Origin of the sequence: uncultured Kriegella sp., assembly GCF_963975415.1 — a bacterium.
In the GTDB taxonomy this organism is placed as follows: domain Bacteria; phylum Bacteroidota; class Bacteroidia; order Flavobacteriales; family Flavobacteriaceae; genus Kriegella.
The window spans coordinates 20112-35863 of sequence record NZ_CAXBGN010000009.1; the positions used below are offsets into that span (position 1 = coordinate 20112).

At 39.9% G+C, this 15752-nt stretch carries 11 protein-coding genes; all 11 read right to left on the reverse strand.

Annotated elements, in window-relative coordinates:
• Positions 1–4: 4 nt before the first annotated feature.
• The 11 genes from AACZ88_RS17560 to AACZ88_RS17610 all read right to left on the reverse strand — a co-directional run bounded on the left by AACZ88_RS17560 (position 5) and on the right by AACZ88_RS17610 (position 15721).
• Positions 5–3382, reverse strand: a complete 3378-nt coding sequence (locus AACZ88_RS17560; protein WP_339713020.1) for a SusC/RagA family TonB-linked outer membrane protein — start codon at positions 3380–3382, stop codon at positions 5–7.
• A 700-nt stretch (positions 3383–4082) separates the two neighbouring features.
• Positions 4083–5480 (reverse strand): Gfo/Idh/MocA family oxidoreductase, encoded by a 1398-nt coding sequence (locus AACZ88_RS17565; protein ID WP_339713023.1) that lies wholly within the window; start codon positions 5478–5480, stop codon positions 4083–4085.
• Positions 5481–5745: 265 nt separating this feature from the next.
• A complete protein-coding gene (locus AACZ88_RS17570) occupies positions 5746–6960 on the reverse strand; it encodes a hypothetical protein (protein WP_339713026.1) in 1215 nt (404 codons plus the stop codon).
• Between the two features lie 195 nt (positions 6961–7155).
• The gene (locus tag AACZ88_RS17575) at positions 7156–8274 is read right to left on the reverse strand and encodes a hypothetical protein (RefSeq protein WP_339713029.1); all 1119 of its coding nucleotides are present in this window, start codon (positions 8272–8274) and stop codon (positions 7156–7158) included.
• 80 nt (positions 8275–8354) lie between these two features.
• Positions 8355–9524 carry a hypothetical protein gene (locus tag AACZ88_RS17580; protein ID WP_339713032.1) on the reverse strand — a complete coding sequence of 390 codons (1170 nt, stop codon included), beginning with the start codon at positions 9522–9524 and terminating at the stop codon, positions 8355–8357.
• A gap of 2 nt (positions 9525–9526) precedes the next feature.
• A complete protein-coding gene (gene xylB / locus AACZ88_RS17585; RefSeq protein WP_339713035.1) occupies positions 9527–11041 on the reverse strand; it encodes a xylulokinase in 1515 nt (504 codons plus the stop codon).
• A 248-nt stretch (positions 11042–11289) separates the two neighbouring features.
• Entirely contained in the window at positions 11290–12687 is a 1398-nt protein-coding gene (locus tag AACZ88_RS17590; protein WP_339713037.1) for a hypothetical protein, read from the reverse strand.
• 2 nt (positions 12688–12689) lie between these two features.
• Complete coding sequence (locus tag AACZ88_RS17595) at positions 12690–13376, reverse strand: D-lyxose/D-mannose family sugar isomerase (RefSeq protein WP_339713040.1); 687 nt, start codon at positions 13374–13376, stop codon at positions 12690–12692.
• Entirely contained in the window at positions 13376–14317 is a 942-nt protein-coding gene (locus AACZ88_RS17600; RefSeq protein ID WP_339713043.1) for a transketolase C-terminal domain-containing protein, read from the reverse strand. The genes AACZ88_RS17595 and AACZ88_RS17600 overlap by 1 nt, the downstream gene beginning before the upstream one ends.
• Positions 14289–15251 carry a transketolase gene (locus tag AACZ88_RS17605; RefSeq protein WP_339713046.1) on the reverse strand — a complete coding sequence of 321 codons (963 nt, stop codon included), beginning with the start codon at positions 15249–15251 and terminating at the stop codon, positions 14289–14291. The genes AACZ88_RS17600 and AACZ88_RS17605 overlap by 29 nt, the downstream gene beginning before the upstream one ends.
• The gene (locus AACZ88_RS17610; RefSeq protein ID WP_339713048.1) at positions 15251–15721 is read right to left on the reverse strand and encodes an RpiB/LacA/LacB family sugar-phosphate isomerase; all 471 of its coding nucleotides are present in this window, start codon (positions 15719–15721) and stop codon (positions 15251–15253) included. Before AACZ88_RS17610 ends, AACZ88_RS17605 begins: the two co-directional genes overlap by 1 nt.
• Positions 15722–15752 lie beyond the last annotated feature (31 nt).

The following is a 15752-nucleotide window of genomic DNA, read 5'->3' on the forward strand; positions in this document are numbered from 1 at the left end:
ATTATTAAAAATCAACATTTAAACCCAATGCTATACTTCTCAAAACGGGTCTGCCGTTTTTAGTAATCCCTGTCCCCGTCTCTGGATCTAATCCAGGATATTTGGTAAACGTGGCTAAGTTTTTTCCGGAGAGAATTAACTTTAATCTTTGAATCTTGAATTTACTCAGAACTTCCTGATCAAAACTATAGGATAGCGAAACATCTTGTAATCGCACAAAACTTCGCTCCACAGTTTCAATGCCTCGCTGTCCGGGTGCACTAATGGCCCCTATACGTTCATATCTTCCATCCGAATTTTCCGGAAGCCAGGCATCGTAACTTGTTGGAAAATTCCAGTTGTAATGATTACCAGACCCATAGCTATTAAAACCACCTACAATCTCTGATTGATCGTTTAATTGGGTATAATATCCCTTTCCACCTTGTATAGAATTAATGAAAGCAAAGAATGACCAATTCTTATAAGTAAAGGTATTACCAAGGCTAAATCTATAATTGGGAGATCCATACCCTAGAATTTGGTAATCATTTATTTGATCTATTTCGCCATCATTGTTCTGATCTATGATGACATAAGATCCCACATCGGCCCCAACGGGTACATCATCACCCAATTGGTATATGTCACCAGTAATATCATAGTTGTAAACAACATCCAATGGTTCCCCGATAAACAACCCTTCTGAAACTAGATCATCCTCCTGACCATCGCCATCATTGTCCAAACCCAATAGTTCTTCAAGTTCATCCCTATTTCTAGAAAATGAAAAATCGGTCTGCCATGTAAAATTTTCGGTTTTTACATTTATAGTGGATAAAAAAGCCTCAAAACCACTATTATGAATCTTTCCAAGATTATCCGGAAATTTGGAATAACGGCTAATGGAAGGCACGTCAACGTCATAAAGTAAATCCTTGGTGTCGTTACTGTAATAATCTACGGCACCTGTAATTCTTGATTCGAAAAAGCCAAAATCCAGACCCACATCAAGACCAGTAGTTGTTTCCCATTGTAAATCATCACTTGCCAAACTACTGATACTCTTGGTATATAAGGGTGTATCGCCAGCATTTACATAATTATAACCATCGGATACTTTGGCCAATGTTTGATATCTGCCAATTGTTCTATTACCCGTAGAACCATAGCCCAACCGTAATTTTAAATAATTGACTTTTTTCAGAGAGGACATAAATGATTCCTGTGAGATTACCCAGCCCAAGGCTACGGAAGGAAATACTCCAAATTTATTCTCCTCGCTAAATCCTGAAAATCCATCGCGTCTTATAGTTCCGGTGAACAGATATTTATTATTAAAGGTATATAAAAGTCTTGCCATGGAATATAGACTTGACTCTTCCCAAGCACCAGATTCGGCTTCCTGAAGGGTTGAATTTCCTGCTTGAAGGTTGTTATACCCCAATGCCGAGTTTGGGAAATCCGTACTGCTTGCCCTAGTATATTCATTAGATCTCTTTTCAAAACCGTACAATAAGGTAACATCCACTTTATGCTTCTCATCAAAGACCCGGTTATAGGAAAGAATATTATCACTTAAAATACTGTGGTTCTCCGAATTGAACTTTTCGCCGTATCCCTGTCCATTCCCAAAATACTTGTCAAAATAGTAGTCATGGTTCCATACCACATTATTGGCCATATTTATTTTATAGGATAATCCCTTTAGGAAAGGAAAATCGATTTTCAGGAAAACGTTTGCAAACAAATTATTCCTAATGTCATCATTGTCAGCTTCCAAAGCGGCGATATTAGCAAACCCTGAGTTGGGGAAATTTAACTCCCCATCCTCCCTATAAGCCGAAATATAGGGGGGCATCCACCTTGTAACGGGGGCAAGTTCCCTACCCGAATAATCACTTGATGTGAAAAAGGATTGTAGTCCAACGGTTAACCAATCCGTTATCTTGTTGTCTATGTTCACCCGGGCATTGTATCTCTTGTAGCCTTCATTCACCATATAGCCCTGAACATCCGAGATGCCAAACGATAACAAATAATTTGTCTTCTGTGTATGGCCGGAAATACTAAGATTGTGATTTAGGGTGTACATAGAACTATTGGTAACAAGTTCGTCCCAATCTGTCTCATTTCCATTTTGCCAGTTTATGATTTGTTCGGTATCCTTAAAGTTTGTTGTAGGGGAATAATCTGGATTGGGTTGCAAGTACCCTGATTCTTCCGTTCTACTATTGAAGACATCGAAAGAGAGGACTCTTTCAAACCAACCTTCTCCATCCAAGGGCATAAATTCCTTTGTAGGCGATTGGATTGCGAAATTGCTGCTATAGCTTATAGTAGGTTTTTCATCACCGGTCCTTCCAGTTTTCGAAGTCAATATGATTACCCCGTTTGATGCCTGAGATCCATACACTGCGGCGGCACTATTATCTTTTAATACATCTACGGAGGCAAGGTCATTGGGGTTTATATCGATTAAACTTCCTCTATAGATGACCCCATCAAGAACTATCAATGGATTTTGAGCGCCTGAAATTGATGTTCTACCCCTAATAGATATGTTGGGTTCCCCGCCAGCAGAGGCTACTGCCCCTACATTAAGACCGGGAACGGACCCTTGTAACGATTGGGCAATTGAAACATTGGGCTGATCTTCAAATGAATCGATATCCGCTCGAACAACGGAGCCAGTCAGGTCAGACTTTTTCGCAGAGCCGTACCCAACTACCACAACCTCATCTAAGCCAGCTGTGCTTTCAGCAAGAGTAATATAAAAACTTGATTGTCCGTCAACATTTATTTCCTGGGTAGCAAAGCCGATATAGGATACTACTAATATCGCATCTTGATTGTTTAGGGAAAGTGAAAATTTTCCGTCAAAATCCGTTTGGGTGCCGTTAGAGCTTCCCTTTTCAATTATACTTGCACCGGGCAATGGAACACCTTGGGCATCAATCACGGTACCGGATATCAAAAACTGAGGAGCTATGTTTTTCACCGTGTCCGCATCAGCGCCATCATTTTTGGGCTTAGCCGTGTTGACTACCGGTTTGAGAACAATTTGTTTCTTTACTACGGTATATGATATACCCTTATTCTTAAAAAGAAGATCCAAAATCTCCTTAATCATAGTATCGTCCACATTGAGGGAAACTCTTTCTTGCAAATCCACATCCTCTGTATTATAGAAGAAACTAAACTTGCTCTGCGCCTCGATTTTCCCCAAAACGTTGGCGATGGGTTCATTGGTTATATTAAGAGTGAGTTTTTTGCTCTGTGCATAGGAATTAGCCTGCACATTGAACAATATTAAAAGAAACAGGAGAACTGAAAGCTTCATGGTTCGGTTCTTTTTGAGAACGTTTTCCGCCAATACGGAAAACCAATGGTTTTTCTGCATAATTTAAATGATTTTGATTAGTTAATTGTGTTACGGTTAATAATTGGTCTGTATTGAAAAACGCGGCCACGCTTTTCGACATCCCGTATTGTTTTTTTCTCAATCCCTTAGGTCATTACTCCATATCGTGGGTCATTATACCCTTGTTGTCGCTGACCTCATCTACATTATTTCGCCCGTTCTGAGACGGACCCTTTATAGCTTAGTACCATAATTTCCCGTTAGGTACCATTCCTTTTCAAGCTTTTTTTAAGATTCCTTTAAAAATCAACATGAAATATTGCATTATTGCGCATATACAAACTAAAATATTAAGGTATCGCAGACTTTCGGTTGTATTCCTTTCTTCGTGTAAGGACTTGTAAGTCCTGCTTACACATGTCTGGATGAGCCAGCCATCCTCCATTACAACACCAATAAGCTTGATTGTCCGAAAATTATTTAATACTTGTACAGCTTCCAAAGTCCGCATCTAGCCCCATAGTTACTGGTTTGTAACTGCTTTTTGTCTTAGCGTTTCGCTCAGACCAGATATCATTAGGACAGTCTACGGTATCAATTTCAACACAACGTATTAGAACATTAGGACTTCGATGCATATTTTAGGACATAAGATTCCCGTGCATTTGCAACGATTGAAAAAACATTATTCCCAAAACAAGTAATTTCTCCCCATTTATTTACGACTCACAAGAGATGTTCATAATCTTTTCTCTCGAGGTTCCAATTCTGTTAATTCTGCTATTTTTATTGGGTCTCCAGATTCTATGCTCTTTCTTGCCGCAATACCTATTAAAATAGACATTACCCCGTCTCTTATGCCCGCCGAGCGACCATAAAGGTCTGTTGCTTTTGGGTTTTTAAATATTTTATCATGTAATGCAACGTCTCCACCTCCATGTCCAGCACGGGTAAAAGGAACTTTTATCTCCTCATATTCCTTCCAAAGTTTATGAACAAATATAGGTTCATACTTATCTGCTTCTTTTGAAGTTTGATCCATCTCATTAGCATGCATTTCTGATTGGTTAATGTCCTCCGCTTTTTCATATGGAATATCTAAACGGGCTTCCAGTCTTCCCTCGGTTCCATTAAAAGCAACCCTCCATCCTTCAAATGGAGAATATGTAGTTAAGGAATAGTTCACAACTACCTCATTTTTGTATTTGACTTGAGCGGACATTTTATCATAAATATTGATCTCGTTCCTAAACAAGCAATTATCCCTAATGTAACCATCATATTTTTCATTGTTCACATACAGGTCCATGGAACGTTTATCCTTTGTGATATCCCAATGAAAATCACATTTATTCTTAAAATTGCAATTCCGGCAACTATTCCCTCGGAAAGGGCCACTCTCACCATATTTTTCCAAAGAACCATAAGCGAAAACCTCACTCGGTTCGGAATCTATCCACCAATTCAAGAGATCAAAATGATGCGAAGCTTTATGTACCCACAATGTCCCCCCGGCTTCCCGAAGTCCGTGCCATCTTCTAAAATAAGATGCGCCATGGTATGTGTTTAAATACCAATGAAAGTCTACCGAAGTTATTTTGCCGATAGCATTATTGGCGAGCAATTCCTTTATTTTTGTGTTATAGGGACTCCATCTATAATTAAAGCCTACTATTAAGTTTTTGTTCGACCTCCTTTCGGCATCAATTATTTCTTGGCATTTATACTCATCTATGGTCAAAGGCTTTTCAGTTAAAACATCGCACCCAAAATCCAACCCCTTTACTATAAATTCGTGGTGAGTGGAATCTTTGGTAGTTACGATAACCAAGTCGGGCTTTGTTTCTTCGAGCATAGTGTTGAAATCCGCAAAAGTCGGGCAAGAGACCCCCATGTATTTTTTAGCATATTCCAACCTTCCAGGATTAATATCGCACAACCCTACAAATTCAAGGATGTCGGAATATTGCTTCACCAATCGCTGTCCCCAAAAACTTGTGCCCCGTATTCCGGTACCCACAAGTACAATTTTCAATTTTTCCTTTTTTGAACCAAAGCTGAATGCAGAAATCGGCATAGCGGTGCTTGCTGCCAATAAACTAATGGAGGTCAAGAATTTTCTTCTGGATTTTTTCATGATTTATTTTTTTAGTTATGTTTCTTATTTTACAGTTGCAGTCGCGAGGTTTACAGCACAATATATGTTTAAGCATGCCGTACACATTTAAAAATTCATGACTTGTCGGACCGCCGTGCTATATGTCCGTTTCAACGTTTAATGTATGATTTCGTAAGGGGTTGTGGACTTCTAATCCATCAAGTTACCACCCAGATTTGATGCGGGTGATAAAGCTCGAAAACCTCTTAAACCCTTATGAATTATAGCACATTGTTGTGCCTCGTTATTCTATCCATATAGCCCAATCAGACTGATATGGTGCTTTAAAAGTATGTTTTCCTCCCTTTAATTTGCCGATTTCAAGTTCCTGATACTTTTTCTTTGTGTCAATCGCAATAACTTTTCTCTGTTTGCCTTTAAATCTATAGTTGATATTCTTAGCATCTTCCTGATAAAAAACATAACAAGAATAATCTGTTAAGCAATATGCTTCAGATAAAGTGGTATCAACAATCATATCTTTTTTAAAACGCTGATTATCATTCCAGAATATAGAAAAACATTTTAAGGCATCCTTGTTATTGTACTCACCCGTCTCGTCCAAATTACCCCAGATGGCAGCAATGCCACCAGCCATTGTATGATACCATAAACCCTTTAAAGTTTCTTCTTCGTTAAAATCCTTTTTGGGATATTTACTGGGCGTTCGAATTCTATATCTATCTTCTGAGAAGCTGGGTTTGGAAGGGCGCTTATTAATCATCGTTCTAAGTTCATTGTACGATGGTTTATGGTATTCGTAACTGGAATAATCTAGCCCCTCATATATTTGATTAAGCTTATTTTTGGATGCCCTTGCCCCCAATAAGTGTTTCCAATCTTCTTTTTGCCATAAATAATCTTGCCATGCCTTTAGCTGATGGTCTTCTACCCATTCCCATAAATCAAAGCCATATCCGATTGTCCAGCCTTTTAATGGATTAAGTTGTTTATAGATTTCTTCAAGAAGATATTTTTCCTCCTCACCCATGATACCCCCTGCCAGGCTTTTTGATGTTTGTTTTCGTTGTGCATCACCCCATAACCATATATGAGTACATCCGCCAGCCTCATAGACCTTGGATATAATCATCTTAAGTTTATCAAATGTCTCTTGGTCAATTTCATTATCTGTTGGTTTGACTTTGTTGTCGCCGATATGAAACCACTGTCCATAAACAGGAATGTGAATTCCATTAAAACCGTGTTCAAGCATGAAGGTATTGATAAAAGCATCAATATCTTTTTCAGTTATTAATGATAAATCATTGTTACTCCCTTTTTCACGTTGATTGGCAATTACATCAATCATTACATAGTTTGGAACAAATGTTTGTCCAGTTGTGGACCACATATACTTTTGATTGTAGCTAGTAATATATCCTTTATCAGTTTTTGTTGTGAAATTGGCTAAAGACAGGATTACTATTAAAATAAATATTGTTCTGATAATCTTCATAGTTTATTGTTTTTTAATGAGGCACAACATTCAAGTATAAACTCCACGGACAAGAACAGGTAAATTGCCAGAGAAATTACCGATCGGTCGCCTCAACGTTGGGTTTCTATTACCCCCAACTTATTACGACATCATCATATGAAAAGGGCCTTATTCGAGATAAATTCCGCCTATATCGATTCCTATTTTTTTTAATTAATGCACTATAAATGCACCGTTTACCGTATTGAACGAGTCGTTGTCGTTTCCCCTACCCCCTCCGGTAAAATTCATGGTGAAGTTCTTCCCATCCTTGCTCAACCATTTGTTGTTGAAGGCAAGAAAAAAAACATTTATACCCCAACTTAACTTGCTACCGGGCCTATGTTTCCCAAAATAATCATCCTCCGTCCAATACTTTACCGTTGTCCAAGGCCCCCAGGGCTCGGGGGCGTCGAATATGCCCATAACCCCTTTATGCGTTACCGTATGTTCGGTAGCTATAATATACCGCTTTAGTCCGGGATTGTAAAATGCACTCAAGCACCACCCGACTCCTTGCGGATCTTCAAAAACAGCTTTCCTGTCGAGGATACCACCCCATTGCGGGCTTCCCTCGTTTAAACCTTTGTACCATTTGTAGGCCGTTCTGCCTTCCCATAAAGAATCTTTATGAACTCTTGCCAAATACAGTTTTTCCTTTTTTTGGAATGCAAAATCTATTTTTGTCGTATCCTCCATCTGGATAAAATAACTGTAAACAAAATCATCTTTGGCCATGGCATTATTCTTGCCAAAATTCAGGAATGTTGGAATCGCTATTTTATCTTCCCCATTAAATTCCCAGTCCGACTTTTCCCAGGATGCGCCGTGGTCAAAAGATCTTGCGAGATTGACGGATTTGCGATGGTGCTCTTTTTGACCTTCCACCACCCACATATAAAGAATTTCGTCCACACAGATGGTACCCCAGCTTTTGCCCTTGAACATGGCCGCATTTTCGGAACACTTCGGATCCCCCCATACATCATATCCCTTCCAGTTTTTTCCCGAACCCTCGATACGGGCAAAACCTAAAGACACCCGACATTCCTTATTGCTATTTCCTACAAATCCCCCGCCATCGCCCCATGAACCATACAAATTATCGTCATCGGCCCAAGTAAGGTGAAAATTATCACTTCCAAGGGCTCCGCGTTGATGGGTTGACCATTTTAACGCAACTCCCTTAATGACCTCACTGGCCGGATAAGGAAGGTGTTGTCCATGGCTGCTATACACGCCTACAAACCATGTTATAAAAGTTAGACTAAGTGTTTTTATGTTTGTTTTCATTATTAAAATTTCCAGTTCTTTTTATTGTTATTTCATTTCCCATTTGCCAAATTTAACAAAGAGGCAGTTTTCAATTTCTATCAATCAACTACAAATGAACCTTTTAACGTATTGAAAGAATCATTATCATTACCTCTACCGCCTCCAGTAAAATTGAGAGTGAATTTTTTCCCGTTCTTACTTAACCATTTGTTGTTAAAGGCGATGAAGAAGACATTTCTGGCCCAATCCAAATTGTCTCCGGGTCTAGATTTCCCAAAGTATTCCTCCTCTGTCCAATATTTTACGGTCGTCCAGGGGCCCCATGGTTCTGGAGCATCGAATATTCCTATAATTCCTTGGTGGGTTTCTGTATGTTCAGCAGATAGGATATATCGCTTTAATCCTAGATTATAAAATGCACTTAGGCACCAACCCACACCTTCGGGGTCTTCAAATACTGGTTTTTTTTCCCAAACAGTTCCCCACTGCGGTTTTCCCATATTCATATTTTTAAACCATTTGAAGGCTTTTCTGCCCTCCCATAGCGAATCTTTATTAGCTCTTGCCAGATACAATTTTCCCTTTTCATGCATTTCAAATTTCGTGTTGGTGGTATCCTCTACATGAATAAAATAACTGTACACAAAATCGTCTTTAGACCCCGAATTATCCTTACCAAAATTGATAAAGGTGGGGATGGACAATCTATCGGTAATCTCAAATTTCCATTCCGATTTCTCCCAGGATGCCCCATAATCGAAGGACCTGGCCAAGTTTACGAATTTAAGATGCCCGTACTTGTGATCTGAGACTACCCACATATACAGAACACCGTCTACGGAAATAGTACCCCAGCTTTTGCCATTAAAGGTGGCCCCGTTTTCGGAACACTTAGGGTCTCCCCATACATCATATCCTTTCCAGTTTCTTCCCATTCCTTCAATTCGCGCCACACCTAAAGGAACACGACAAGCTTTATTGCTATTTCCAACAAAGCCTCCACCGTCTCCCCAAGCCCCATATAAATTGTTATCATCTGCCCAGGTAAGCTGAAAATTATCACTTCCGAGGGCACCGCGCTGATGGGTAGACCATTTTAACGAAATTCCCTTTATTACGGGGCTGTCCGGATATGGGGATTTTTGCCCATTACCGCTATAGACCCCGATAACCCATATTATTAGGATTTGAATTAGAATCCCTTTGGGTTTGTTTGTTGCTTTTACAACAAAATCATCGACCTCATCAAACTCTTTTATTAATTTCATTTTCAAGTATTTAAATCACGGAATATATCTTTCAATTGCGGGTATCCTTTCTGATAAATGGAAAAAAGTCGGGAGTACCTCTCTTTATTTTTCTTTACTGGAACATTATTGGTCGCCATGGGTATTCTTTGTTTTATCTGCTCAGAACCGATCCATGTTTTATCGGATATTACTGCGAGGATCGCGACCGCAAATGCACTGCCCTCACTACTCGCAGCGACTGTTGTTATCCGACGATCGAAAACATCGGCCAACATTTGTTTCCATACTTCACTTTTGGCACCGCCTCCTGATAAACAAAAGGATTTGGATACGAAATCAGATTGTTCCATCATGGCAGTAATATCCTTTAAACTAAAGCATATACCTTCCATTACTGCCCGCACCATATCAGAAAGAGATGTCTTAGGATTCATTCCAATAAATGCCCCTCGGGCAAATTCATCAGGATAAGGACACCTTTCGCCGCTCAAATATGGCAGAAACAGTAACCTATTCGCCCCCACAGGGGATTTTTCTGCAAGTAAATCAAGTTCCCCATACGTCGTTAAAGGAATCTGTCCCTCCAGTAAAAGATTCCTAAACCATTTCAACGAACCTCCTGCACTCAAGGTCACCCCCATAGCCATGTATGAGTTGGGTAGGACTCCACAAAAAAATTGCAACCTTGCCTTAGAATTATATATATATTTTGATGATTGAATCGTGACATTCCCTCCTGTTCCTATTACCAATAGTCCTTCGGACGAATCAAAAATACCTGACCCCAACGGTTGAATAACCGCATCTCCCGCACCCGCGATTATTGGCACATTCTTCTTTAACCCAAGTTGCTCCGCCAATTCCGATTTCAACACACCGCTTTGATCCGTTGAATTAATAACCTTGGGCAACCAATCGATAGGAATTCCTATTTTATTTAAAAGCTCCTTCGACCAACACTTCTCTTTAACATTGAACAGGCCCGTTCCGGAAGCATCGGTAACATCGGTAAATATTTCCCCGGTCAGCTTGTATCTAACGTAATCTTTCGGCATCACTATTCTATGGATCCTATTACTATTTTCTACCTCATTTTTCTGGACCCAACATATTTTTGAACCGGTATAACCGATGAGCATGTTATTATTTGTATATTCCAAGAGAGCCTCTTCTCCTCCAGCCCGCTCAATGATTTCCTTGCATTCAGCAGCCGATCGTTGGTCGTTCCACAAAATCGCGGGCCGGATAACCTTCAAACTGGAATCTAAAGTAACCAAACCGTGCATTTGGCCACTTACTCCAATCTTGGTTATATCCTGTTTGTATTCAAATTGACCGATTACATTTATGCATAATTCCCATACTGTATCCCACCACATATCAGGATTCTGCTCTGCCCAGCCTGGTTTTGGAGACTCTATAGAATATTCACAGCTCTCTTTGGATACAATTTCCAAAAGGTCATTGATGATGACGCATTTGGCGTTCGTCGTCCCAACATCTATACCTACATAATATTTTCTTTGAATATCCATTCACCTATCTTTAAACCTAAATCTGGACCTCTATTGAATTGATTTTGCTTTCATCCAGAATGGGGCTGAAACGAACCACAACACCATTCCAATGGCCATACATAAAGCATGGCTATCCCATGACAGTCTACCGTATAACACAAAAAAAGATGGTACTACAGTAAACAAAAGACCCAGTATTGATATGATTATTGCAAATTTTCTCATAAGTATTTAAATTATAATTTTTTACTAGTTTTTAGACTGCATCATTTTACAACCACATTAGTTCTACTGTATTTTTTTTGCATGATGGCGCTTAATAGGACGTACAGCAGAAGGGCTATTAAAATCCCGGGCAAGCCAAGGAAGAATATTTCTACCCCAAAGTGCATATTAAACCATAGAGACAAGGCCATACTCACAACCCAAGTAACTATTGCGGCCCAGCTCACGTCCTTTTTTAGATAGGAAACAATATAGGATTTCAATCCTAGTTTTGGCAGTATCCAAAAATCCGTTATTATTATTACCCCAATTGGCATCATTACCAACCCTTGTATGGCTATGAACTCTAGGAACTTCATAATAAACCCTGGAAAACAGGCTGCAATAGTTGTTATTAGGCCTGCTACCAATGTTACTTTCCATCTTTTCCAATTCGGAGTTACCACTTGGAGTGCAAGACCTGCACGGTATAAGGTTGGGTTTGCGGTCGTCCACCCCGTAACAATGACAGTTATAGCACCCGTAATTCCAGCTCCCATATACGCAATTGGTCCTGGTGCAATATCGCCCAATGCAGCCGCACATAGAATCCCCGAGGCCACCCAGGCAATGTAGTGCCCTAAAAACATTCCAAAGGCACTGGTAAATCCATATTTCCAATTTTTGGCATATCGTAGAATTGACATATCGGACATCCCAATATGCATACTCATGTTGCAGAACCAAGCAAAGAAAGTAACATGCCAAAATGTAAACTTTGATTGTCCTTCAAAAGGAATTCCGGTCCATATTTTCTCATTGGCGACCCTCCAAAAGTCACCTATAGAATTACAGCCCAGTTTTGGTAATACCGCAACGGCTGAAGCTATAAAGACCAGGAACATCCAAGGTGCACATATTTTTGCGAAATGGGAAATTTTTTCAAATCCCAGTATTGCTAAGGCAGTTACAACTAAACCGACAAAGAATACGACTAGTATCCACTCCACACTATTTGGATAAAAATCATCCAATGACGGCATTGTCATATTGAACGAGAGACCTACTGCCGTAGAAGAAACGGCTATCATCGCACCAGCCAGAATACAAAATGCCAAAGCATTTACAATACTATAAACAATGGTCGTATTCGCCCCTGCCACCTTTTTTAATTGCCAGTAAAGAGTAAGTCTGGTTTTCACGGCCACTGGTGCAGTAAATATTGCCCAGCTTAAAACTGCCAATATATTGCCAACCAACAAACCTAAAAACAGATCAGGAGCAGTAACGCCGTGGGCAACGAATAGAGGACCTATCACAAATTCGGTTCCCGCTACGTGCTCCCCGGCATATAAACCGATAAAATTAGATACTTTTTGTAATTTACTTTTTGCTACGGGTTCCCTATCAAACTCATACAAGGCATCCAAGCGTTCACTTATGTTGTTCTTGTGAGCCATGTCTATAAATGAGGTTGAATATATTTTTTATAGTCGTTCACCAGTAGATATTCGGGTGCTTCATCCTCTTCGATTGTGGGAAACCTAGGAATGGTATTGACAAAAATATTGTCGGTGGCATCATCATTAACACTGCTCACTTCGACGACCAAAACTTTTCCTTTTCCATTTTCCCCCCAAAACTCATGGTAAACTCCGGGCAATAGATAAATACTTTCACCAGGTTCCAAAGTAACAGTGCCTCCCGCAGCGACTGTTACAGGAATGGAATCTATTTTGACTGTTATATCCTCATCAGTCAGGTTTCCATCAAAGTCACCATGAAACAATTGTATTACTAGATTTCCACCACCCCTATTGATAATGTCTTCTTTCTTAATGTGGTGCGTGTGATTTGGTGTTACCTGGTTTTCCTTGACAACAATAATTTTTTCGCAATAGGGTTTGTCTTTGTCGGTTAGAGATCCGTTTCTAGTATTAAAGTTTATAAGCCCTATGTTTTCAAAGTCGCCACTTCCAAAATCGGTAATGTCCCATCCCAATCCTCTTTCCATAACCTCACCAACAATGCTGCCCATATCTTTCCACTGGTCAGGTTTCCAATAGGCCCATTTTGGCAAGACGATATTCATGTCCTTAAAAAATTGAAAAGCCTCGTTGATTGCAAGATTTATTTCGCTTCGTTTCATTATAATCCTAGTTTATTGGTTTTTAATACTGCGTTAATAGCTTGTAGTATTGCTTTATTTCCAAGACCGTATCGCTCTCGAAGCAAATCGGCATCTGCAGATTCGGTGAAGGTATCATTGATGCCCATTCGTTTTACCGGTTTTTGTAAATGCTCGGCATAAATTTCTGCTATCATACTACCAATACCCCCCATAATGTTGTGATCTTCCAATGTAACGGCCGCCTTGGTTTTATTACCCAATCGGATGATCGAATCAACATCAATAGGCTTAATCGTTGGGAGATTGACCACCTGGACCGATATTTTCCGCTGTTTTAATCCTGATAGTATTTCCAAAACTTTAGGGTAAAGATCCCCAGTGAAGAATAGGCTGATATCAGTTCCTTCACTAATAACGTCGGGCTGTCCTATTTTAAACTCATAATCGCTCCCATGATGATTTGGGACAGTCGATCTAGGAAGTCTTAGGTAAACCGGCCCATAATGGTCTATTGCAGCATACATCATTTGCTTCAGTTCAACAGCATCAGATGGTTGTAAAATGCACATGCCAGGCATGGACCGTAAAAGGGCTATATCTTCAATAGTGTGATGAGAAGGTCCTGTATATCCCATACTTACACCGGCGGCATGACCTATAATCTTAACATTTGTGTTGTTATAGCAAATAGATTGTCGAATCATATCCACTCCGCGGTGTACTGCAAAAACGGCGAAGGAATTATACACCGGAATCTTTCCAATTAAAGCCAGGCCCGCAGATATTGTGGGCAAACTCTGTTCCGCGACACCGATGTCCCAAACCCTCTTAGGAAAGCTCTTGGCAAACTTTTCGGTTTTGCAAGAATCGGGTAAGTCGGCATCCAAAACAACTACCTCGGGATATTTTGTTCCTATTTCTACCAATATATCAGCGAATTCTAGTGCCAGATTCTTCATTGATCTTCTTTTCCAAATTATTTAGGTAAACAATTGCCTCCTCATAGTGCGACTCATCAAGCCCAGAACTTGACGAGACAAATTGTCTTGTATGTAAGGGGATCCCCTTACCCTTAATTGTGTCGCATATAATAATACTTGGTCTCCCCTTTGTATCATGTGCTTGCTTTAATACCCTTGACAGATCTTCAAAGTCATGGCCATTAGCACGTAGAACATTCCATCCGAAAGATTCCCATTTCTGAGATAAAGGAGAAACAGCATTCCTATCTTTCATAGACCCGTAGGATGATTTTTTGTTGTAGTCGATAATCGAAATCAAATTGTCCAGTCTGGCATTATGGGCGATAAGTGCCGCCTCCCAAACAGAACCTTCATTACATTCGCCATCGCTTAATAAAGAATAGACCTTTGCTGAACTCCCATTTTTTTTCAATGCCCATGCCATTCCACACGCCACGGGGAATCCTTGCCCAAGGGAACCCGTGGAACAATCTATCCCTGGAGTTTTGTTCCGATCAGGGTGGCCTTGAAAAATACTATCTATCGTTCGATACTTTTCAAAATCTCTATCACTAACATATCCTGATTGTAGGAGCGTTATGTACAGTGAAGGAACTGCGTGCCCCTTACTCAAAACAAAGCGGTCCCTTCCGTCCCAATCAGGTTTTTCTGGGTCAATATTTAGCCAGTAGAGGTAAAGAATTGTGATGATTTCAACCATACTCATACAGGCACCATAATGCAGTCTGATTTTGTGTTTTTGCCCCAACTGTAGCAGCATCCGTCTATGGTCAATGGCAGCCAAACCGAGGTAGTTCAAAAGATCCAAATCCTTAGGGCTTTGGATTGCTTGGAATGGCTTACCTCTTTCAAGTAATCTCTTGACATCCGCCGCATATCCTTTATTAATATTTTGAATATCAAAAAACATTACTTCTCGTCATTTGTATCGTGGATTATTTCATTCTCAATTTCTTGTATCCTGAAAAATTTAGGAAGTGATCGCCCTTTCTGGAATCCTGACCGGACAAAGGCCTCGCTGATAATTTTTGCAGATTCTTCCCCGACGACTTTTGAACCCAGAGTAAGGACCTGAGCATTATTGCTTTTTTGCAATCGTTCCGCAGCATATACGTCATTACATGCACCTGCATAAACGCCAGGTACTTTGTTGGCCATAATGGCCATGCCAAGGCCGGTACCACAAATAAGGATTCCTCTTTCAAATTCTTTGTTCCGAATTCTTTTTGCAAGATTATATGCAACATCAGGATAATCTTTGTCCTTATAAAACTGTAGGTAGGCCAAATCCTCAACCTCATGGCCGAGTTCTTTGATATGGGTCAAAATAATTTCTTTTAGATTTGAACCATTTCTGTCCGCATCAATTGCTATTTTCATTTTTCATTATTTGTTAATTCGAGAACTTATA